Origin of the sequence: Pedobacter terrae, assembly GCF_900100705.1 — a bacterium.
GTDB lineage: Bacteria > Bacteroidota > Bacteroidia > Sphingobacteriales > Sphingobacteriaceae > Pedobacter > Pedobacter terrae.
The window spans coordinates 22,791-45,495 of sequence record NZ_FNCH01000001.1 but is presented as its reverse complement, the minus strand read 5'-3'; the positions used below and the strand labels follow the sequence as shown (position 1 = coordinate 45,495).

General features: G+C 37.0%; 23 protein-coding genes. 12 read left to right on the top strand and 11 right to left on the bottom strand.

What is annotated here, in order from left to right; all coding sequences use genetic code 11:
• The first annotated feature begins 24 nt into the window (after nucleotides 1-24).
• From BLR60_RS00230 to BLR60_RS00215, 4 genes are all read left to right on the top strand, one after another.
• Nucleotides 25-2,952: a ligand-binding sensor domain-containing protein gene (locus BLR60_RS00230; RefSeq protein WP_090496639.1), complete on the top strand. Its 2,928-nt coding sequence runs from the start codon at nucleotides 25-27 to the stop codon at nucleotides 2,950-2,952.
• Nucleotides 2,953-3,204: 252 nt separating this feature from the next.
• Nucleotides 3,205-3,771: an SMC-Scp complex subunit ScpB gene (gene scpB, locus BLR60_RS00225; protein ID WP_090496637.1), complete on the top strand. Its 567-nt coding sequence runs from the start codon at nucleotides 3,205-3,207 to the stop codon at nucleotides 3,769-3,771.
• Nucleotides 3,772-3,858: 87 nt separating this feature from the next.
• A complete protein-coding gene (locus BLR60_RS00220) occupies nucleotides 3,859-4,050 on the top strand; it encodes a hypothetical protein (protein ID WP_090496061.1) in 192 nt (63 codons plus the stop codon).
• A gap of 72 nt (nucleotides 4,051-4,122) precedes the next feature.
• Nucleotides 4,123-5,241 carry an N-acetyltransferase gene (locus tag BLR60_RS00215; protein ID WP_090496060.1) on the top strand — a complete coding sequence of 373 codons (1,119 nt, stop codon included), beginning with the start codon at nucleotides 4,123-4,125 and terminating at the stop codon, nucleotides 5,239-5,241.
• A 624-nt stretch (nucleotides 5,242-5,865) separates the two neighbouring features.
• Here BLR60_RS00215 and BLR60_RS00210 read toward each other — a convergent pair.
• From BLR60_RS00210 to BLR60_RS00180, 7 genes are all read right to left on the bottom strand, one after another.
• Entirely contained in the window at nucleotides 5,866-6,795 is a 930-nt protein-coding gene (locus BLR60_RS00210) for an EamA family transporter (RefSeq protein ID WP_208600539.1), read from the bottom strand.
• A 72-nt stretch (nucleotides 6,796-6,867) separates the two neighbouring features.
• The gene (locus BLR60_RS00205) at nucleotides 6,868-7,194 is read right to left on the bottom strand and encodes a helix-turn-helix domain-containing protein (RefSeq protein ID WP_090496059.1); all 327 of its coding nucleotides are present in this window, start codon (nucleotides 7,192-7,194) and stop codon (nucleotides 6,868-6,870) included.
• A gap of 111 nt (nucleotides 7,195-7,305) precedes the next feature.
• The gene (locus BLR60_RS00200) at nucleotides 7,306-8,658 is read right to left on the bottom strand and encodes a UDP-N-acetylmuramate--L-alanine ligase (RefSeq protein ID WP_090496058.1); all 1,353 of its coding nucleotides are present in this window, start codon (nucleotides 8,656-8,658) and stop codon (nucleotides 7,306-7,308) included.
• Between the two features lie 74 nt (nucleotides 8,659-8,732).
• Entirely contained in the window at nucleotides 8,733-9,581 is an 849-nt protein-coding gene (prmA, locus tag BLR60_RS00195) for a 50S ribosomal protein L11 methyltransferase (protein ID WP_090496057.1), read from the bottom strand.
• Nucleotides 9,582-10,343, bottom strand: a complete 762-nt coding sequence (tpiA, locus tag BLR60_RS00190; RefSeq protein ID WP_090496056.1) for a triose-phosphate isomerase — start codon at nucleotides 10,341-10,343, stop codon at nucleotides 9,582-9,584. It abuts the gene before it with no gap.
• A 48-nt stretch (nucleotides 10,344-10,391) separates the two neighbouring features.
• The gene (locus BLR60_RS00185) at nucleotides 10,392-11,558 is read right to left on the bottom strand and encodes a putative sugar nucleotidyl transferase (RefSeq protein WP_090496055.1); all 1,167 of its coding nucleotides are present in this window, start codon (nucleotides 11,556-11,558) and stop codon (nucleotides 10,392-10,394) included.
• A 72-nt stretch (nucleotides 11,559-11,630) separates the two neighbouring features.
• The gene (locus BLR60_RS00180) at nucleotides 11,631-11,879 is read right to left on the bottom strand and encodes a type B 50S ribosomal protein L31 (RefSeq protein ID WP_025142617.1); all 249 of its coding nucleotides are present in this window, start codon (nucleotides 11,877-11,879) and stop codon (nucleotides 11,631-11,633) included.
• A gap of 289 nt (nucleotides 11,880-12,168) precedes the next feature.
• Here BLR60_RS00180 and BLR60_RS24740 point away from each other — a divergent pair, with 289 nt between their 5' ends.
• Together BLR60_RS24740 and BLR60_RS00175 are read left to right on the top strand one after the other, a co-directional pair.
• Complete coding sequence (locus BLR60_RS24740) at nucleotides 12,169-12,336, top strand: hypothetical protein (protein WP_167354647.1); 168 nt, start codon at nucleotides 12,169-12,171, stop codon at nucleotides 12,334-12,336.
• Between the two features lie 8 nt (nucleotides 12,337-12,344).
• A complete protein-coding gene (locus tag BLR60_RS00175) occupies nucleotides 12,345-13,043 on the top strand; it encodes a hypothetical protein (protein WP_090496054.1) in 699 nt (232 codons plus the stop codon).
• On the opposite strand, the gene BLR60_RS00170 is transcribed toward BLR60_RS00175, so the two are convergent.
• Entirely contained in the window at nucleotides 13,040-13,324 is a 285-nt protein-coding gene (locus BLR60_RS00170) for a hypothetical protein (RefSeq protein WP_090496053.1), read from the bottom strand. The genes BLR60_RS00175 and BLR60_RS00170 overlap by 4 nt on opposite strands.
• A gap of 317 nt (nucleotides 13,325-13,641) precedes the next feature.
• Nucleotides 13,642-14,049: a methylmalonyl-CoA epimerase gene (gene mce / locus BLR60_RS00165; protein WP_090496052.1), complete on the bottom strand. Its 408-nt coding sequence runs from the start codon at nucleotides 14,047-14,049 to the stop codon at nucleotides 13,642-13,644.
• Nucleotides 14,050-14,166: 117 nt separating this feature from the next.
• Here mce and BLR60_RS00160 point away from each other — a divergent pair, with 117 nt between their 5' ends.
• From BLR60_RS00160 to BLR60_RS00150, 3 genes are all read left to right on the top strand, one after another.
• Complete coding sequence (locus tag BLR60_RS00160) at nucleotides 14,167-15,378, top strand: IscS subfamily cysteine desulfurase (protein ID WP_090496051.1); 1,212 nt, start codon at nucleotides 14,167-14,169, stop codon at nucleotides 15,376-15,378.
• Between the two features lie 190 nt (nucleotides 15,379-15,568).
• Entirely contained in the window at nucleotides 15,569-15,982 is a 414-nt protein-coding gene (gene iscU, locus BLR60_RS00155) for a Fe-S cluster assembly scaffold IscU (protein WP_090496050.1), read from the top strand.
• A 92-nt stretch (nucleotides 15,983-16,074) separates the two neighbouring features.
• Nucleotides 16,075-16,401 carry a HesB/IscA family protein gene (locus BLR60_RS00150; protein ID WP_090496049.1) on the top strand — a complete coding sequence of 109 codons (327 nt, stop codon included), beginning with the start codon at nucleotides 16,075-16,077 and terminating at the stop codon, nucleotides 16,399-16,401.
• Between the two features lie 60 nt (nucleotides 16,402-16,461).
• Here the strand turns inward: BLR60_RS00150 and BLR60_RS00145 are convergent, their stop codons facing one another.
• Nucleotides 16,462-17,175 (bottom strand): hypothetical protein, encoded by a 714-nt coding sequence (locus tag BLR60_RS00145; protein ID WP_143008997.1) that lies wholly within the window; start codon nucleotides 17,173-17,175, stop codon nucleotides 16,462-16,464.
• Between the two features lie 469 nt (nucleotides 17,176-17,644).
• On the opposite strand from BLR60_RS00145, the gene BLR60_RS00140 reads away from it, so the two are divergent.
• On the top strand, nucleotides 17,645-19,561 hold the full coding sequence (locus tag BLR60_RS00140) for an AMP-dependent synthetase/ligase (RefSeq protein ID WP_090496047.1): 1,917 nt from the start codon (nucleotides 17,645-17,647) through the stop codon (nucleotides 19,559-19,561).
• A 54-nt stretch (nucleotides 19,562-19,615) separates the two neighbouring features.
• Here BLR60_RS00140 and BLR60_RS00135 read toward each other — a convergent pair whose 3' ends face one another.
• Complete coding sequence (locus tag BLR60_RS00135) at nucleotides 19,616-20,305, bottom strand: DUF2461 domain-containing protein (protein ID WP_090496046.1); 690 nt, start codon at nucleotides 20,303-20,305, stop codon at nucleotides 19,616-19,618.
• Between the two features lie 288 nt (nucleotides 20,306-20,593).
• Here BLR60_RS00135 and lysS point away from each other — a divergent pair, with 288 nt between their 5' ends.
• Both lysS and BLR60_RS00125 read left to right on the top strand, forming a co-directional pair.
• Nucleotides 20,594-22,303 carry a lysine--tRNA ligase gene (lysS, locus tag BLR60_RS00130; RefSeq protein WP_090496045.1) on the top strand — a complete coding sequence of 570 codons (1,710 nt, stop codon included), beginning with the start codon at nucleotides 20,594-20,596 and terminating at the stop codon, nucleotides 22,301-22,303.
• Between the two features lie 136 nt (nucleotides 22,304-22,439).
• On the top strand, nucleotides 22,440-22,652 hold the full coding sequence (locus tag BLR60_RS00125) for a hypothetical protein (RefSeq protein ID WP_090496044.1): 213 nt from the start codon (nucleotides 22,440-22,442) through the stop codon (nucleotides 22,650-22,652).
• Nucleotides 22,653-22,705: the final 53 nt, after the last annotated feature.

Sequence of the window (22,705 nt, the reverse complement as noted above, 5' to 3'; positions counted from 1 at the left end):
AAGCCCCGCTTCAGCCATACCTTTATGGCTTTTTTATTTTTGATCATAAGCTTTACAGCACCTCAGGAACTTTTTTCACAAACCACATACCTCCCCCATTATAACACCAAAAACGGACTCGCCAGCAATAACTGCTATTACATTTTACAGGATAAAAAAGGTTTTATATGGATCGCCACCGATAATGGATTGAGCCGTTTTGATGGCACTAATTTTCAGAATTTCACCATAGAAGATGGTCTGCCCGATACCCAGATCCTTCAAATGAAAGAAGATAAAGAGGGCCGCTTATGGTTTTTTGCACTAAATGGTCAACTCAGTTATTTAAAAGAGGGAAAGTTTTATAACCAGAACAATGATGAATTACTTAAAAAGCTCAATTTCAATACCGTAATTGTTTCCTTTTTAATCGATCAGTCAGGCCGGATCTGGCTCGGAACAAACGCCAACCTGATCGTTTGCTGGGATGGTAAAACCATTAAAAAATACATTTCTCCAAATCAAAATGATAAGTTTATCAATGCCTTTATTCATGAAGATGATCAAGGTAATATATTTGCATATAGCGATTTAAGTGTGCAACAATTTAATGGAAAAACATTTTCCATAATTAAGTCAAAGGTGCAGCCGCTATCTTACATGACCGCTACAAATAGCATTCAAAAGTCTTTATTTTATCTGGATAATGGCGGGTTAAAACAATACAGGCACGGAAGCATTAATGATCTTATCCCCATTCCTCAAAACCTGATCAAAAACATGTCGGGATATTTTTATTACGATGTGAGCAGCAAAGAGGTTTGGCTATCGAACGCCAATGGAGCCTTCGCGCTCGATAAAAGCGGAAAAACAGTACAGTATCTCCAGGATATTTCGGTTAACCAGGTTATCAAAGACAATAACCAGAACATGTGGTTTGCCACCAACCAGGGCATTTACATGCTACCTAATGCAAATAACCGCTTATCCATTATTGATGCAGAATCTGGCCTGAGCAGCAATGTGATTAAAAGCATCACCAAAGACGGGAAAAACCGATTATGGCTAGGTACCGATGATGCGGTTATCGATGTATTAACCATTAATAATTATCAGGTTGATGAAATTGGGTTAGACGATTTTAAAAAGTACAAAACCATTAAACAGATTACATTTGATCCACAAGATCAATCTATATATTTTGCATCAGATTACGGAATGGGTGTTTTCAAAAATATCTACAATAGCAGCAACGATGTTAGTTATTTGAAGGAATCTAATAACTCGATGTTTGTGATCAAACACTTTAGCGTTGCCGAAAATAACAATCATCTTGCCCTGGCCCTGTCATCTGGCGTTGTTTTTTTATCAGACAGAAGAAATAAATTTGAGTTTAACGCTGCAAAATACCGTGAAAAAGAAGATTTTTTTAAAGATAGATCTTACCATGTTTTTTATGATCGAGAAGGCAATTTGTGGTTTTCAAACGTTAACGGACTTTCTCAATTTTCGAAAGGCAAACTGATTAAACATTATGAAAATCATCCCCTATTGACCAAAAGGATCAACGATATACGACAGCTTGCAGATGGCACATTGCTTCTGGCTACTGATGGTTATGGTTTAATTTTTTATAAGAATAACCAGATTACCCGACAAATTACCCAAAAAGATGGCTTAACCAATAACATCTGTACCAAAATATTCATCAAAAACAACGAAATATGGGTATTAACCAATAAAGGCGTTAACAAAATAGCCAACTATCCGAATCAGCTTAATGTAGCGAATTTCGACTATGGGAAAGACCTGTTAAGTGATGATATCAACAGTTTGTTTATTGATGACAGCACTGCTTATTTTGCGACAAACAAAGGCCTGATTTTATTTAAATACAATAATAAAAACATTGTTAAAAACCTTCCAAAGGTCTATGTTACTTCTATAATTAAAGACAATGAACGTTTGCCTGTTGACCAGGACAATTTTACTTTCGAGACGGGCAACAATACCATTCTATTTACCTTTAGCGCTGTAGATTTTACCACAAGCGATATCACTTACCGTTATCGCCTAAATGAAAATTCTGCATGGATAGAAACCCGTACCAGACGATTGGACTTTTCTTCTTTACAATCGGGCGATTATGTTTTTGAAGTAAGCGCCAAAAGCCAGAATGGTAACTGGGGCCAACCTGCAAAAATCACCTTTACCATTAAAAAACATTTTTGGCAAAGCTTATGGTTCTTATCGATTTTGATATTACTTGTGGCTTATATTTTTTACAAAGTAGCTGTTTACATTACCCGTAAGCAAAAAGATAAGGAACAGGCACAATTGTTATTAAAAAACAAAGTACTGATGTTGGAACAACAGGCGTTGCAGGCCATGATGAATCCACATTTTGTGTTCAATGTGATGAATTCCATTCAGCATTATATTAATACGCAGAATACGGCCTCGGCTAATAAAGTGTTAACCGGATTTGCCAGACTGATCAGAAAAAATTTGGAGATCTGTACCAAAAGTTATATCTCACTGGAAGAAGAGTTAGAATACCTGAATCTCTACCTGAAACTGGAGAAGAACCGTTTTGGTGATAAATTGTCTTATGTTTTTAATGTGGATGAAGATATCGACAAAGAAGAAACTTTTATCCCATCTATGTTGTTGCAACCTTACGTAGAAAATGCAATATGGCATGGCATTATGCCAAAAGAGACTGGTGGTAAAATCCTGATCAACATTAAACTGATGGATGAATTCTATCTTAACATCGAAATTATTGACGATGGGATTGGAATAGACAACTCTTTAAAAGATAAAAAGGAAACACATATTAGTAAAGGCATGCAGCTAACTAAGGAGAGATTACATCTTTTAGGTCAGATTGGAGCAAAACCAATACACTTAAATGTAAGGCAAAATGCTACAAATGGTACAACAGTATCTATTTCCATCCCGTTAAAATAGATAATTTACCGTTTACTCAATTATTAATACCACTCACTAAATAGAATCTTGATTGAACCTGGTTTAGCCTTAAACTTGTGTTAGAAATAAACGATAGTGTTTATCAAAGACGTTCTTATAGAATTGATATAGATATTTAATAACCTAACCTAAAACTATATCTTAATTCAGGTTTCATTTGTGTGTTGAAAGCGGTCTTGTTTTTTAAAAGCGAGACCGCTTTTTTTTATGTCAAAAATTTTATTTTTGTATATGCGCAATCATCATATCACCAGGCACATCGAAGCCCTTATATTTTCTTCAAGCCAAAGTATTGGTACGCAAGAAATTATACTTGCCCTAAATGCGGTTTTCGATGCAGAATTTACCGAAGCACAGATATTCGAAAGCATCGAGCAGATCAGGGAAAAATATAGCCATGATGATTTAGCCATCGAGCTGGTATTTTTGAATAATGGCTATCAATTTCTAACCAAAAAAAAATACCATGAAACGGTTAACCAACTGCAGTTACACCGCTCCAAGAAAAAATTAAGTCAGGCTGCTATGGAAACACTTGCCATCATTGCCTACCGCCAGCCTATTACCAAATTGGAAATTGAACAGATCAGAGGAGTAAATTCTGATTATTCAGTACAACGCCTGCTTGAAAAAGAATTGATCAGTATTGATGGAAAAGCAGAGACACCGGGCAGGCCTATATTATACAGCACCAGCACGTTGTTTATGGATTATTTCGGCTTAAATAACTTAAACCAACTTCCACAGTTAAAAGATATCGTTAAAGAGGAAAATTCTGTGGGAGAAAATGCAGAGTAAATAAATTAATTTATTTACTTACAGGTTGTTATTAAAAAAAGTTTTTTAGTATTTTTAAACTATAAAAGCAATTTTTATTTTTGTGTTATGACAGCGCCAAAGAAACTCCCAACTAAACCGACTGCCAAAAAACAGGTAGACGAAGATGACGATTTTGAAGATGAAGATATTCAAACAATAAAAAAGAAGCCTCAAGATGATGACGATGATGATTTCGACTTGCCATTAGATGACCTTGACAACTTCGATAATTTTGACGATGACGACGACGATTTTTAATATTTAAAAAACATATATTTGAAAAAGCATCCGACCGCTTGGTCGGATGCTTTTTAATTTTAAAATCTGCACATGCAAGTTATATCCGTAAGCAATTCATCATTAAAAAAAGACTTTCTAAACACTCCAAAAATTTTATATAAAAACGATCAAAACTGGATCTGTCCGTTGGATAGTGAGGTTGAAAATGTTTTTGATCCCGAGAAGAACACTTTTTTTGCACATGGAAAATGTACGCGTTGGGTATTAAAGGATGATGCAGGAAAACTGATTGGCCGTGTAGCAGCTTTTATAAATGAGAAAAAAGCCTACCATTATGACCAACCAACAGGCGGTATGGGTTTTTTTGAATGCATTGATGATGAAAAGGCTGCATTTCTTTTATTCGATACGGCCAAAAACTGGTTAGCTGAAAATGGCATGAAAGCGATGGATGGTCCGATTAATTTTGGCGAAAACGATAGTTTTTGGGGGCTATTGGTTGAAGGCTTCACCCCTCCCTCTTTCGGCATGAACTATAACTTTCCATATTATCAGAAATTTTTTGAGAAATATGGTTTTGTTACCGAGTATGAGCAGTTAACCAATCATATTAACCTTACCATTCCCTTCCCTGAGCGTTTTACAAAAATTGCCAACTGGGTAAGAAATAAACCAGGGTACACATTCGAATATTTCAGCAAATCCAATTCCGGAAAATACATTAACGATTTAATGGAGATTTATAATGACGGCTGGCAGAATTTTGAAAACTTTGTTCCTATTAAAAGAGAAACCCTCGAAGAGAGCTTTAAAAGTATGGAACCCATCATGGATGAACATCTGATCCAGTTTGCCTACTTTAATGGCGAACCAGCATCTTTTGTAGTATTAATTCCCGATGCAAACCAAATGATTAAAGGTTTTAATGGAAAACTGGGTTTGATTGAAAAATTAAAGTTCGCGTACCGCCGTTGGGTGGGCGTTACCCGCATGAGGGCGATTGTAATGGGCACTAAACCTAAATTCCAAAAACACGGTTTAGAATCTGTACTCTTTATCCGTTTAGGTGAATATGTATTGCCTAAAAAGCAATATAAAGAGCTAGAATTGAGTTGGGTCGGCGATTTTAACGAACAGATGATTGCCATCCATAAAGCTACAGGTGCTACTTTTGGTAAAAAGCATCTGACCATGCGGAAAGTATTTTAATCCACTGATAAGCCAAGGTTTGTGTCTCCACGAACCTTTTTCTTTTTTCACAATGAATCCACGAAATTTACAGTAAATAAATTTAACCTTTTTAAATTTTTAACAGATTTCTCCATTTCGCTGCGCTGCAGTCGAAATGACGTTCGATTATATAAATAACGCCAGGGTTGTGTTTCCATGAGCCTTTTCCAATTTGCTACTGATTGATGAAAATACAGAATTTCTCCCTTGATTGTCATCCTGAGGGATAATTTATTTTATAAAAATCAATATGATTGACAGATAAATTTAATTACGTAATATCAATCAAAATCGTCATTCCAAACTTGACTGGGAACCACGAAGTGCTCATGAATGCCATTGAATAGAAAAACACGGGTGAATAATCTTAAAACGTGCATTAAGATTCCCGCATGCGCGAGAATGACGGCCGAACTAGTGGATTGTGTGATGGTAGCGTAGTCGAAGAATCTTTAAGTTTTTTTTAGGTTGTTGCATCATCCTCGTTTACAACTAGTATAATGGAAAGTGGCGATTTTATCTCTGTAGGAATCTTATTACGCATTATAAATGCGTCGCTAACTAATCCTCGTTGCAAACGAGGACTATATCTTCAAGAATAATTTATGCCTTTTTATATTTCGGCAAATTAATCAACAGCACACTTCCTAAAATTATCACCAATCCAATTATCTGCGTTAAGCCAATCTCTTCACTGGTAAAGGTTAAACTCAACAATACAGCAACAACGGGATTAACATAGGCGTAGGTACTCACCTGTGTAGCCGGACGTACTTTAAGCAACCACACGTAAGCACTAAATGCCGCAATGGAACCGAATAAGACCAGGTAAATAATAGAAAGCCAGGCATCAAGCGGGATACTTCCCCAATCAAGCAATTTAAATTCAGATTTTAAAAATGCTCCAGGTAAAAACACCAAACCAGCCATTAACATCTGCCATCCCGTGTTAACGGAAACCGAACTATCGGTAGTAGGATGATATTTTGAATAAAGCGATCCTGCAGCCCATGCTATTGGCCCAAAAACGAGTAATACCATACCTACCACCTGTAAATTGCTTTGAGGTTTATCAAGTGCCTGTACAATCTGATCGCCAAATAAGAGTATCACACCTAAAAAGCCAATAACCAGTCCTGATACGATATATTTATTGCTTAGGTTTTCTTTCCAATGCGATTTATCTAAAACAACAAACCATATGGCTGCAGAAGCGACCATAATAGCCACTAAACCACTGGGGATAAATTGCTCTACCCAAATTACGATTCCAGTACCTAAACCCAACATTAAAATACCACTTACCGTAGCAATTTTGATGGTTTTAAGATTAAAAATATCCTCTCCTTTGATCTTGCACCAAGTAAGCATGAACACACCTGCAATAGAAAAACGGAGTGCACCTAAAATGAAAGGCGGAAAACCAGCCAGGGCTTTTTGAATAAAAAAATAGGTAGAACCCCAAACAATATATACGATAGCAAAAGCGAGGTAAACCATTACCGGTGATGCTCCTTTATTTGAATTTGTCATTTATTATTTTTAGGAATTACCAGTTTATTGCTTTTTTAAGGTTTCCATCAACACGGTTATTAAAGCAATATTTTACATCCCAAGCTTATCGTATAGATCAATAACCTTTTTTCGGAGTTTATTAATTTCTTCATCCTTTTCGATCAGCTCTTTTTTAAGTGCAATGAGTTCTTTTGAGGAATCTGATTCTGATAGCGCTGATTGCCCGGTAATTAATTGTATTACAGGAATTTCAAACGTTTTGGAAATCTGGAGTAAACGCGAGATATTGATATCGGTCTGTCCTGTTTCGATTTTACAAAAAGCTGGAGTAGAAATATTCAGTTTTTTAGCTGCATCGGCCTGACTTAGCCCTAGTGATAATCTACTTTGTTTAATATGATCTCCAATGCTTTTCATCTTTTTTAGATTTGAGATATGAGATTTGAGATATGAGATGTGAGATGTGGGATATGAGATGTGAGATTTAAGAGGCGCTTATGTCCAGTCTCAAATCTCATGTCTATTATCTCACTTCTTTAAAGCAGCCGCTAGTTCAGGCAAATCAAAACCGGCATAATTACCAGAACTCATCATTAACAGATTGGCATCGCTATAATTTAAGCTCAACAAATAGTCTTTAAGCTTTGCAGCATCATTAAAAAACTTCAATTTTGGATTGCCAAATGCCTGTTGCACATCATCTTCAGAAAAAGGCTCCATCCGTTTTTGTTCGAACGATTTAATATCAATAAATACAATGGCCTCATCAGCTTTATCCATCGCACCTGTATATTCTTTCAGAAAATCTTTATTCAAACTGCTAAAAGTATGCAATTCGATACAGGCTACTAATTTACGGTTGGTAAATTGGGCTTTAACCGCATCAATAGTGGCTTTTAGTTTTGATGGTGAATGTGCAAAATCTTTGTAAACATTCGTCGATTCATCAGCTGAAACAACCTCTAAACGTTTTGCTGCTCCAGTAAAAGAGGAAATGGCTGCATCAAAATCAGCTTCACTGATTTCCAATTGTTTGCAAACTAATTTAGCTGCATTCAGGTTCATCAGGTTATGATCACCAAAAATCTTTAATGCTGTTTCTTCCGGAAGCAGGTAAGTTATACCATTTCTGATTTCATGTTCGGGAATAGCATAACCGATTTTGGTAACAGCAGCTTTTGAATTCAATACAATTTCATTCAAATCTGCATCCGCTTGACAGTAAATCAATGTTCCGTTGGCTTCAATGGTATCAATAAACTTATCAAACTGCAAAGTATAATCGGCATAGGTTGGAAAAACATTGATGTGATCCCAGGCAATACCGCTGATGACCGCAACATTGGCTTTATACAGATGAAATTTTGGCCTTCTATCAATTGGTGAAGATAGATATTCATCCCCCTCAATAATCATCACACGTGCCTCTTCCGTAACCTTTACCATGGTTTCGAAACCAGCCAGTTGTGCACCAACCAGATAATCGAAATCACGTTTATAATAATTAAGCACATGCAAAATCATACTGGTAATGGTTGTTTTACCATGACTACCACCAATTACTACACGCAGTTTATTTTTGCTCTGCTCGTAAATATATTCAGGATAAGAATAGATTTTAACGCCCAATTCCTGTGCTTTCAGCAATTCCGGATTATCGATACGGGCATGCATACCCAAAATTACCGCATCCAGATTATTTGAAATTCGATTTTCATCCCAGCCCATTTCAGCTGGCAATAAACCATATTTATCCAAACGTGATTTTGCAGGTTCGAAAATCACATCGTCGGAACCTGAAATCTGATAACCTTTTTTATGTAAGGCAATGGCCAGGTTGTGCATGGCACTCCCACCAATCGCTATAAAATGTATGCGCATATTTTTTTATTTTAGATTTGAGACAAGAGATGTGAGATTTGAGATATGAGACTTGAGAACAAACCTTCCACCTTCTACCCCTCTACCTTTTTATCAAACTGTGCCGCTACCCAATCACCATTTTGTTTATGATCAACATATTTAATTCCGTATTTAGCACATTCGGCGGTAATCATTGCCAAATCAGGATCTAGATAAAAGCCACTAAAGAAAATTTTGCCTTCAGGTTTTAAAACCTCAGCATAACGGTAGATTTGATCTAATAGGATATTCCTATTGATGTTGGCAAAAATAACATCATATTCATCATCAGGAATGACTTCTTTACTACCACAAAGTGCCTGTAAATTATCTACCTGGTTAAGCGCAGCATTTTCTACCGTACTCTCGTAACAGATATCATCATAATCGATGGCCATCAAACTTTTAGCGCCTAGTTTTGCCGCCAGAATAGCTAAAATTCCGGTTCCGCACCCCATATCCAGGATGTTTTTATCCTTTAAATCGGCAGCTAAAATGTACTGCATCATCATGGTGGTGGTTTGATGGTGACCGGTACCGAAAGCCATTTTAGGATCAATTACAATCTCGTAAGGATATGATGGCTGTGGCTCATGAAAGGTTGCCCTTACATAACATACATCATCAATAATCAGCGGAGTAAAATTCTTTTCCCATTCGGCATTCCAGTTTTCGTCGGCAACATCTTCCAAAGTGTAGTCTGCTGCAAATTCTTCTCTGTAATTACCCAAGAGATCTTTTAATTCTTGCTCGTTAAAATTATCCTTAATGACGAAAGCGGTAAAACCACCCTCACTATCTTCAAAAGTATCGAAACCCAGATCAGCAAGATCACTAATAAGGAGATCCTGTTGATAGTTTTCGATACTTTTGAAAGTAAATATTGCTTTTATGTATTGCATCTAGCTGTTTAATGCTTTAATAATATCAGTAAAATCGCGTGATTTTAACGATGCGCCACCAATCAGGCCACCATCAATATCTTTTTGAGAGAATAAGCTCGCCGCATTACCTGGGTTACAGCTACCGCCATATAAAATAGTGGTATCATCAGCCACATTGAAACCATAATTTGCCTCAATTTCACTGCGGATAAAAGCATGGATATCCTGTGCCTGTTCTGGTGAAGCGGTTAAACCTGTTCCAATTGCCCAAACCGGCTCGTAAGCGATCACGATTTTTTTGAAATCTTCTTCGGTTAAACTAAAAATACCTTCTACTAATTGCTTCTTTAATACCTCATAATAACTGCCGTTGTTACGCTCATCTAAAGTTTCGCCGATACAGAAGATTGGTGTTAAACCATTCGTCAGGGCAACTTTAGTTTTTTCAGCTAGTAATGCATCGCTTTCAGCGAAATATTGTCTGCGTTCTGAGTGGCCCAAAATTACATATTCTGCGCCAACAGATTTCACCATTTTAGCTGAAGTTTCGCCGGTGTAAGCGCCACTTTCTTTATCGCTGATATTTTGAGCGCCAATTTTAACATCATTACCACCCAATTTTGCCAAGCTGTTTAAATGAATAAATGGCGAACAAATAATAGCCAGCTGATCGCCTTTGCGCTCATCTTTAACCATATTTACGATTTCGCTGAACAACGAAACGCCTTCATTATAATCTAAGTTCATTTTCCAGTTACCGGCAACAATCTTTTTTCTCATTTTGTATTATTTAATGGTTGGTTGATCTTTTTAAGATCAGGTTTTATATTAAAATCGCCTATACGATTCGGTTAATTCAAATACTTGGGTCAGCATGTTTTTTTCTGCCTCATTAAAAGCTACGTCTTTTCTTGCAAATACCTTTTCGGTTGTTTCGAACATTTTGTGCAGTTTATAGCTATCGAAACCAGCGGCACCACCCCAACTAAAATCAGGAACATGGTTTGGCGGAAATCCTGCGCCAAAAACATTGGCACCAACCCCAATAACACTACCGGTATTAAACATGGTATTAATGCCTGCTTTAGCATGATCTGCCATAATTAAACCACAAAACTGCAGACTGGTATTGCGCATTTTCCGACTTTCGTAATCGTAAAGTTTTACTTCTGCGTAATTATTTTTTAAATTCGAATTGTTGGTATCGGCACCGATATTACACCATTCGCCCATCACCGAATTACCCAGATACCCTTCATGGCCTTTGGCCGAATTACCCCAGATCACGGCATTGTTAATTTCGCCGCCAGCACGGCTATTTGGACCAATTGTAGTACCCGAATATATTTTTGCGCCCATTTTTATGGATGAATTTTCACAGAGGGCAAAAGAACCTCTAATTAAGGCGCCTTCCCAAACCTCGGCATTTTTACCAATGTAAATCGGGCCATAAGTGGAATTAAATACGCCACATTCAGCTTTTGCACCTTCTTCCAGAAAGATATCATCACCGAGCAGTTGGTTTGTACTACTAATCTTCGCCGAACTGCGACCTTCGGTTAACAGTTTAAAATCTTTTCTGATCTCTGCCGGGTTATTTCCGAAAATATGTTCCGGATAAACAATTCGTGTAAAATCCCCAGAATATTCAATCTGCTTTAGCGACTTAACTGCTTTAAGATCATGCTGATCAGAGATGTAAGCTAGAACAATATCATTTTTATAGAGTGCTTCACCTACTTTAAGGCCCGAAATTGCCTGAAGTAGGGCTTCATCGGGGCAAACAGAACCATTTATAAATAGATCTGCATTAAGCTTTGGCGCAAATTTTACAGATAGGTAATCCTGGGTATGAAAACCAAAATCGGCTTTTAAGTACTTTGCCCATTTTTCGGCAATGGTTAAAATACCAATCCGTAAATCGGCCACAGGTCTGGTGAACGTAAGCGGACGTAAGGACATCCAGGAAGCATCATCAAATAAATTGATTGTCATAAGTAGCAAAAATAAAAAAAGTCCCGATGCTTTTGGCAAAGGGACTTCAAAAAATGCTTTTTGTTGCTAAAATTATTTCTTAGCGTAACGGTTTTTGAATTTATCGATACGTCCTGCAGTATCAACCAATTTCATTTTACCAGTATAAAAAGGGTGTGAAGTATGAGAAATCTCTAATTTATAAAGAGGATACTCGTTACCATCTTCCCATTTAATTGTTTCTTTAGTATCTACACAAGATTTTGTTAAGAAAGCATATTCGTTAGACATGTCTTTAAAAACAACTGGTCTGTAGCTTGTTGGGTGCAAATCTTTTTTCATTTGAATATTATTTTTAGTTATTTGTGTGAAAGCATCAAGAACATTCTTGCAATTTGCTGGCAACAACGCTTATGACATTTCCTATTAGTCTTTCTACCTCTATTTTAGAGGATGCAAATATCCTAATTTTATTTTTGATTTACAAGCCTAAATAAAGAATTTTAAATTATATGCTTTTTCTGCATGCGGAAGCTTGAAAACGTAGCATTTGCTAAGTTTGGCAAACTTAAACTTTTTAAGCTGATTATTGTTTTTCAGATATTTAAAAAATTATATGTAAATTTGGTAGATGAGAAAACACGGCGAATTAGACGGCATCATCCATGCCAACAGTAGCGGAAAGCTCTATATTAAAAGTCCTGATTTTTTTGCACAGCCCAGGGTGATCGAAATGGTGGGTGCATTAATGCAATCGAGTATCTTTAAAAAGATAGAAAAGGATAAAAACAAGAAATAGTTTTATAGATGCCTTTTAACCTACTTTTATTTCCTCTTGTAGGCGGCTACTATATACTAATCAGGTTCAGGTATTTACGGTATGTACAATACCGGCTCGAAAGTCAGCGTATCTTATTAAACTCTGCTTTTGCGGGTATCTTATTACTTGGTGCGTGTTTTATATTAAGGGCAATTTTTATTGCCATCTGGCCTGAAACGGTTGAATACCTGAGTAAATTACTCCCCATCCACGCGCCTTATTTCGGCACCACAAGTCTATCATTATTCGTTGCAGTTGCGGCCACAGAAATCGCCAATTTATTTATCAACCGCCTTAAAGCGATTAAAAGAGCGATAGCAACTTCAGGAAATGAGTTTGAATTACTATTAAGTACCTCGTTTTTTGATGCGCATCTTTTACAATTCACTATGGATAGCGGAAAATTCTACATTGGATGGGTGAAAGAACTTCCAAAACCTTTTACCACCAGTTACATCCGCATTACCCCTGCTTTTAGCGGTTACCGCAAGGCTGACGACAAGGAACTGGTTTTTACCACTCAATATTTAACGGTTTATGCCAGTTATATTGAGGATGGATCTGTTGCAAATACGAATGAGTTAAAAACTGACCTTGTACTAAAAGCCGACAAGATCAATTCTATTTCTTTTTTTGATATGGATATGTATAACCGCTTTAATCCGGCACAGGAAGAAACCACCTAATCCTTTTTGGGACTATACTTTTTCCAGGTTTCTATTTTGGCCTTTTGACGGGCGATATAAGCATCAGCAATTACTTCAGCTGAACTTGAACCCTCCACCGTTTCCAACAGTTCCTTTAATTTATACTGATCAACATCAGCTTTGTATAAAATCTGGATCAGTTTAGGAAAATCGTTATCAGTGAGGTAAGCAAAAGCATCCACCAGAACCGTGCGCAGTTGATTTTCAGAAAGTTGATCTGGGATATCGAAATCTTTGCTGATGATACTAATTAATGACATGGAATAGGATTTTTAGGATTACAGGATTTTAAGATCAGAGGTTATTAGGATAGGATTATTGATATGAGATTTAGGAATTTACATTATCCGAAGAAGCACAGGCCAAAATTAGATAAACCTGATAAAAGCGGCAGCTCCCGATTCTTCATCGGGACTACAGCGGTTAGCAGGACTGAAGAGGCTATGGAATACTAAACCATTCGTTTTCAAAAGACCCTGAAATAAATTCAGGGTGACGAATGGCTAACATCGCATGTGCGAGGATGACAGCTCTCAAAAATTACCAATCTTCCATTTCACCTCTCCATCTTCCACCCCTACACCCATTTAATTTCCTGGCAAATCTCAATCAACACACCACTGGTATCTTTTGGATGAACAAAACAAAACATCTTATTATCTGCACCTCTTTTTGGAGAATCGCTAAGCAGTACAAAACCGTCTTTATGCAGCCTTTCCATTTCCGCCAGAATATCATCAACCAGGAAAGCGATATGATGAATCCCCTCTCCTTTTTTCTCTATAAATTTTGCGATTGCACTATCTGCTGCAGTAGCCTGAAGCAGCTCCACCTTATTTTCACCTATTTTAAAAAAAGCTGTATTTACCGATTCGGCAGTAACCTGCTCCGTTTTATAACAATCGGTATTAAGCAGTTTCTCGTAAATGGCAATGGAACGGTTCAGGTCTTTTACTGCGATACCGACGTGTTCTATCTTTTTCATAGTGTATAAGGTTATGTTAATGTAAAAATGCAGCTTTTCTCTATAAGCTCATAGCTATTATTTATAATTGTTCAATAAGTTTTTTCGTATCTTTGTATTATAATTAACAGAATAGAGATGAAACAGCCGATATATTTAGATAATAATGCTACAACACCGTTAGACCCGCGTGTGCTGGAAGCAATGCTACCTTACTTTACTGAAAAATTTGGAAACGCTGCAAGCCGTAACCATGCTTTTGGATGGGTGGCTGAAGAGGGAGTTGATTACGCCCGCGAGGAGGTAGCCAAATTAATCGGCTGTACTGAAAAAGAAATTATTTTTACCTCAGGTGCTACCGAAGCCGATAACCTGGCAATTAAAGGTGTATTTGAAATGTACAAGGAAAAAGGTAACCATATTATTACTGCGATTACTGAACATAAAGCAGTTTTAGATACCTGCAAGCACTTAGAAAAAAATGGCGCACGTGTTACTTATTTAGGTGTTAAAGAAGATGGTTTAATTGATTTAGCTGAATTGGAAGCGGCCATGACACCTGAAACCATTTTAGTTTCGATTATGTATGGCAATAATGAAATCGGCGTAATACAACCTGTTAAAGAAATTGCAGCTATTGCACATAAACATGGTGCATTATTTATGACTGATGCTACGCAGGCAGTGGGTAAAATCCCTGTTGATGTAAATGCTGATGGTATCGATTTAATGGCATTCTCGGCACATAAAATGTACGGTCCGAAAGGTGTTGGTGCTCTTTATGTACGCCGTAAAAACCCAAGGGTTAAAGTTACCGCACAAATGGATGGCGGTGGCCACGAACGCGGTATGCGCTCTGGTACATTAAACGTTCCGGGTATTGTGGGTTTAGGTAAAGCCTGCGAACTTTGCCGTTTAGAAATGGAAAGCGAAGCTATTCGTTTGTCGGCTTTACGCGATAAGTTAGAATCGACTTTAAGCCAAATGGAAGAGAGTTATGTTAATGGTAATACACAATACCGTTTGCCACACGTAGCTAATATTTCTTTCAAATATGTTGAGGGTGAAGGTTTGATGATGGCCATGAGCGATTTAGCAGTATCTTCAGGATCAGCTTGTACTTCAGCATCTTTAGAGCCATCTTACGTATTGAAAAGCTTAGGTTTATCTGATGATTTAGCACACTCTTCTATCCGTTACGGTTTGGGAAGATTTACTACTGAAGCAGAAATCGATCAGGCGATTGAAGTAACTCAAAAAGCGGTTAACCACTTAAGAGAACTTTCTCCACTTTGGGAAATGTTTAAAGAAGGAATCGATTTGAGTAAAATTGAGTGGGCAGAACACTAGTTCAGTTTCGAGTTGGCAGTTTGCGGTTTTGAGTAAGCAAGCTCGTAATTGAAAACCGGGAAAAAGGTAAAGGGCCGGAAGGTTTAAGGCAGAAGGTTCATTGGCCAACACCTTATGCAATTCGCCAAACGCTAAAGCGATAATTAATAAATAAAATTATCTCCGAAAGGAGGCTTAAGAAATAGAAAACATGGCATATTCAGAAAAAGTAATTGATCATTATAATAACCCACGTAATGTGGGTACTTTAAATAAAGACAGTAAATTTGTAGGTACAGGGTTAGTTGGTGCGCCTGAGTGTGGCGACGTAATGCGCTTGCAAATTGAGGTTGGAGAAGATAACGTTATCACTGATGCTAAATTTAAAACATTTGGTTGTGGTTCGGCAATTGCTTCCTCTTCTTTAGCAACAGAATGGTTAAAAGGAAAAACAATTGATGAGGCTTTATCTATCGATAACATGGATATTGTGGAAGAATTGGCTTTACCTCCGGTAAAAATTCACTGTTCAGTATTGGCAGAAGATGCAATTAAATCAGCGATTAACGATTACCGTGTTAAAAATGGTTTAGAAGCAATTGCGCTAGAAAAATCACACCACTAGACTAGATGTGAGACGATAGATTTGAGATATGAGACTTCAAGGTTTTCAATTTGGTTTCAAGTCTAATATCTCAAATCTCAAATCTTAATAATATGATTACGATAACAGATAAAGCAAAAGAAAAAATAGGCCATTTAATGCAGGACTCGGAAATGGGCTCTGATTACTTTTTACGCGTTTCGGTAAAAGGTGGTGGCTGTTCTGGTTTATCATACAATTTAGATTTCGATAACGAGGAACAAAAAGGCGATCAGTTTTTTGAAGATAAAGGAATTAAAATTGCTTTAGATATGAAATCTTTCCTTTACCTGGCCGGAACTGAATTAGATTTCACTGATGGTTTAAACGGAAAAGGTTTCAACTTTATAAATCCAAATGCCAGCCGGAGCTGTGGTTGTGGCGAAAGTTTTTCAGTATAATTAGTACAATTAAACAGCAAAAAAAGCGGCTTAGGAAATTTTTCTGAGCCGCTTTTTTTTTTATTTAAGTTGAGTCGGTTTACTACTCATGACACCCCTTTCAGTAATCGTAGCGGTTTTGCTATTAAAATCTGTGGGTTCAGAGGTATAATCGCCATCAAAAGCAACCCTGCCTTGTCCCTTTGTAATGGTGCCAAATCCGGCATGAGAATCGTCGATGTTCATGATGCCTGCAACTCCGTTTTTAATATTATTTCCGTCTTTTTCTCCTGACATTAAAAAAGCGTAAAAATTATAACCACCGTTTCTGTACGCTTTTACTTTTCCATATACCGTAAATTTATTTCCATTTCCACTAATCGCGGTTACCATACTGGTATCTGCTGCACCAATAAAGTTCTTACCTAACATTTTAATGCTGAAATCACTGGTATTTTGCTCATAAAATTTAACTACGCCATCAATAAGCACATAACCCGGTTGATAGGAGTCGTTAGGTATATTGCTACTTTTTATGGTGAAGGGCTTAAATAAATAAGAACCGTTAATATTTGGGGGCGTAGTGCCCTTATTTATCGTAAAACCCAGTTTGGTCAAGCTATCCACATACTGTTGCGGAATAATATCTTCTATTTTCTTAGTCAGGATTTCTTCATCGCTTGGATTAATATCTTTGCTTTTAGAGCAAGCTGCAAATTGCAGCACTACACCTACTATTAAAGCGAATGCAGACCCTTTCGCTATCCTGGTTAAGTTTGTTGTTTTTTTCATCATGCAATTTTTAATTATAAGTTTAGCATGTCAATTGCAACTGCAGTGCCAGTATACAACAGCCAGGCTCCGATAGATTAAAAATAACTATAAACCACTATATCAATCTACCTAAAAACCGGTATTCCTATTAATCTTGAAACAAAACTGCTGTCCTTTTTTCTTACGTTTTTTTGTTCTTGATCAGCGAAATCGCTTTTAACTTTTCTCTGATAATTCTTCTTCTTTCTGTGCATGCCTAAGCATTATGTTTGCCATGGAAGCACGAAGAACACGAAAAACTTTAATTTCCTCCATGATTTCTGTTTTTCCGTAGCTAATTAATTTTTGCACATGTTTTAAGCAATTTCCCTGGTCGTTAATTAAAGTTGCATTTTTTATTTAATTTTAGACTAGGTTTATCATACTGTTGCATTATTAAACCAAAAAGCCTTATAATTGTTAATTATAATCAGCAGACCAAATTACGAGCATGCCATTAATAAATGATTTTTCAACGGTTCCTACCTTATTACGAAATGTTGTAAAAAATATCCACAAACCGCAGGAAACCTTTTTAATCCATAAACAGGGTGCAGATTGGACTGAAATTTCTTTTGAAGATACTTTAAAAAGAGCTGATGCTGTTTCTGCATTTTTCCTGGAAAAAGGGATCAAAAAAGGCGATCGCTTAGGTTTAATGATTGAGAATTCTCCGGAATATGTATATTACGACCAAGGCATCCAGCAAATAGGTGCAATTAACGTTTCTATTTACCCTACACTATCTGAACAGGAAGTAGCCTATATTATCAACGACTCTGGCATAAAAGCCATTCTGGTTGGGAATAATTTTCTTTACCGTAAGGTTTTAAAAGTAGCCGCAAACTGTAAAGCACTAAAATACATTATCCCTGCTTTCAAAGATTTCGAAAAGGTGACCATCCCGGCGGAGGTAAATGTGGAGGTTATCGCATTTTCTGATATTTTAGCACTTAAACATCAGGTTACAGTTGCCGAAAAGGCTGAAATTGAGCAGTGTAGAAGCTTGGTTTTGCCTGAAGATGTTTCCTCATTAATTTATACCTCCGGTACTACCGGAACGCCAAAAGGTGTAATGCTTACCCACTATAATTTTGTAAAAAACGTAGAAGTTTGTTTGCAACAGATCCCGGTGATCGATCAAACGGAAACTTTTTTATCTTTCTTACCACTATCACACGTGTTTGAGCGTACGGCAACTTACCATGTTTGCTGCGCCCAGGGCTGTAAAATTGCATTTGCACAAAGTTTAGAGTTACTGGCCAAAAATATGGGCGAAGTTCGTCCTACCGTGATGAGTTGCGTACCACGCCTTTTAGAACGCATACACGATAAAGCGATTAAAGGAGGTACTGCAGGCGGTGGCACAAAAGCGAAAATATTTACCTGGGCTTTAGAAACCGGAAACAAATACCGTGTAGCAAAAGAGGCAGGAAAAAATCCGGGTTTAATCTTATCGGCTAAGAAAGGAATTGCAGAGAAACTGGTCTTCAGCAAGATTAAGGAAAAAACCGGCGGACGTTTAAAATTTATGATTTCGGGTGGTGCTGCACTCCCTAAAAATGTGGGTGAGTTTTTTGGCGACCTTGGTATTAAAATTTTGGAGGGTTTTGGTTTAACCGAAACTTCACCGGTAATGTCGGTTACTGAATACCACAGGCAGGTATATGGTACGGTTGGACGTATTATTCCAGGTATTGAAGTTGGTATACAGGATGTAGAAAGTAAAGAAATCATCAGTATCCAAACCCACCATACTTTTAACGAGGATTTTGAATGTGCGGAGGGCGAAGTAATTGTACGTGGCCATTGCGTAATGAAAGGTTATTTTAATAAACCTGCAGAAACTGCAGAAGCCATAGACAAAGATATGTGGTTTCATACAGGTGATATTGGCCGTTTTTACAAAGGAAATCTTCAAATTACGGATCGCTTAAAAAATATGATCGTAAATGCATATGGCAAAAACGTATATCCTACGCCTGTAGAAAACATTTATTTAAAAAGTCCGAAAATTGATCAACTCTTTTTAATTGGAGATAAAAGAGAATTTATTACGGCAATCATTATTCCAAACCGCGAGACTTTAGAAGAAACCTTTAAACTTAAACCTTCATTTTTTGAAGAGGCCGATCCCTTTATCACCAATCCCGAAATTATAGATTGGATGGAACAGGACATCAAAAAAATATCTAACGAACTGGCCAAATTTGAACGGATTAAAAACTTTAAGATCAAGCGCAATCCTTTCAATATTGATGAAGGAGAAATTACGCCAACCATGAAAGTTAAACGCCGTATTGTGGAAAAGAAATATGCAGAGGCGATTAATGAGATGTATGAAGAAGGCGTGGAAGCGGAATCGTAACTATAAAGGTGGCGTTCGATGCCACCTGGTTTTTCCAGCACTAATAAAAATCTATTATAGATCCATTCCATTTGCATCAGTTGTTAATATTTCGCTCATATAATCAAAGAAAGGACGCATGTTTTTAAATTCCTGACTGCAATACGCGGGAAACTCTTTACTTAGCACTTCCTCATCGGTAAATTGATGAATTAACAAAAATTGTTTATGACGTAAAAGATTGATGTCATGATGATCTACTGCAAAGCCCTTCGGAGCTGTTTTTAATTGTTCGCCTTTCAATGTTCCGAAAGAAGAGATAAAAGTTTCATCACTTAATATTTCTCTCAAAGGTTGCGCATCATAACTGATATTCTCCCTTATTAGTTTTAAATCTTGGGGAGAAGGCCCGAAAAAACCACCTGCCACAAAGCTATTTCCTGGCTCAATATGGAAATAATAACCTCCCCTTCTTTGTTTGCCTGCCCGCTTAAAACTTCCACTCCAATGTGTTTTGTAGGGCGTTTTATCATTTGAAAAACGAGTATCCCGATAAATCCGATATAAACTTTTCTTTACAGATGGGGTCTCTATTACATCATGAGTATTCATCAAATCTAAGAGATACTGGGCAAAAGATTCCAGGTAGGCTAGTTCTTTCTGGTAGGCTGTTTTATGTTCATTAAACCATTCGCGCGCATTGTTATTTTTTAATAAACTTAAAAATTCAAAACTGGAAGGTGGTATTTGTTTTATATCGGGCATAGTTTTAAAGGGCTAAATCATTCCAAACAAATATAACAACCGCAAAACACTAAGTGGATATCAATTACTCATAAAATTGTGATGGGTTATACTAAAATATATTCTCGAATCTGCTATTTGATATCGAAAAAATGACTTTACATTTTTATCTCCAACAAAGCATTTATTAATTACAATCCCTTTCTTATCTTTGCCGAAAGGTGTCTTTTCAAAAAATGACGTTTGAAATGATATCCATTACAATAATAAACACATTGCAAATTCTTACTTTTGCAAAAAATACCCGAAATGAGTATAGGATTATCAGAACAAGAGCAATTACGACGTGAGTCGCTAAAACAATTACGAGCATTAGGCATTGAGCCATATCCTGCAGAAGCTTATGAAGTGAATGCTTACGCAGCGGATATATTAGCCAATTATGAAGTAGATAAGACAGCATACAAGACCGTAGTATTGGCAGGTAGAATTATGAGCCGTAATATTATGGGGGCTGCTTCTTTTACGGAGTTACAGGATTCTACCGGCAGGATTCAGATCTACCTAAAGCGTGATGAACTTTGTCCTGGCGAAGATAAAACCCTATACAACACTGTATTTAAAAAACTTTTAGATATTGGCGATTTCATTGGGGTTAAAGGATACGTTTTTACAACACAAACAGGCGAAATTTCTGTACATGTAACTGAATTTAAGGTACTTTCTAAGTCATTACGCCCTCTACCAATCGTTAAACGTGATGACGAAGGGAATGTTTACGATGGTTTTACCAATCCGGAACTACGTTACCGCATGCGTTATGTAGATTTAACTGTAAATCCAGACTATAAACAGATCTTCATCAAACGCAGCAAGGTAATTAACAGCATGCGCAATTACTTTGATGAGCAAGGTTGGATGGAAGTGGAAACTCCTATCTTACAGCCTATACACGGTGGTGCGGCGGCACGTCCGTTTGCCACGCATCATAACACCTTAGATATGCCGCTTTATTTGCGTATTGCAAACGAGCTTTATCTAAAAAGATTAATCGTTGCCGGTTTTGACGGCGTATATGAGTTTGGTAAAATGTTCCGTAATGAAGGAATGGACCGTACGCATAATCCAGAATATACTTCAATGGAAATTTATGTAGCCTATAAAGATTATATCTGGATGATGGCTATGGTTGAAGAATGTTTGGAAAAAGTAGCCATTGCAACCAATGGTTCTGCTGTAGTTAAAGTTGGTGATAACGATATTAATTTCGAAGGACCATACGAAAAACTGACCATGTACGAATCGATCCAAAAATATACAGGAATCGATGTTTCGAAAATGACTGAAGAGGAGCTTTTGCAAACCTGTGCATCTTTAGGCATCGAAACCGATTCTACAATGGGCCGGGGTAAATTGGTGGATGAAATCTTCAGTGATAAGGTAGAAGCAAACTTAATTCAACCTACATTCATTACAGATTACCCGATCGAAATGACACCTTTGGCGAAGAAACACCGCAGTGCAGAAGGATTGGTAGAGCGTTTCGAAATATTTGTAAATGGTAAAGAAATCGGAAATGCATATTCAGAGTTGAACGATCCTATTGATCAAAAAGAACGTTTTGAGGACCAGTTGAAACTTGCTGACCGTGGTGATGCCGAAGCAATGGCAATGGATGATGATTTTGTTCGTGCATTAGAATATGGTATGCCTCCTACTTCAGGTTTAGGTTTTGGTATTGATCGGATCGTGATGTTAATGACCAACCAAAGTACCATCCAGGAAGTTCTTTTCTTCCCGCAGATGCGTCCGGAGAAAAAGAAAATTGAAATGACTCCGGAAGAAATTGAATTATATTCGTTAATTGCTGAAGGAGAACAATACCTGTTAGCGGATGTAAAAGCAAAACTGACCGATTGGAGCAATAAAAAATGGGATACTACTTTAAAAGCCTTAACTGGTAAAGGCATTTTGAAAGTTGCCAAAACAGATGAGGGCTTATTCCTGTCACAGAAATAGTTAATTTGTTAACCTACAAGGCAGCATATTTGCCAGTTTTTAACATAAACATAACATTAACTTAAAAGGCTTGCTAACAATTGTTTAGCAAGCCTTTTCTATATTTACAGCAATCGATAATTAAATCAGTTGCCATATGAATACGTCAAGTTTAGAAATCAACGAAAGAGAATATTGCATTAAATTGAGCAAAGATGCTTTCGATTTAACATTGGTTCGCCAATTAATAAAAAGAATCCAGGCCGAAGCTTTGTTCTTCTCAAGAGTACAGGCTGAAGAAGATGATATCTTAAGCAAAAGAGCCCAGAGAGAAGATTTTGAAGGTTTTGATTATTTAGGAGATAAATAACCAGTTCGCAATTGGCTGTTAGCGGTTCATTTAAAAGATTAACCAGTTAACTC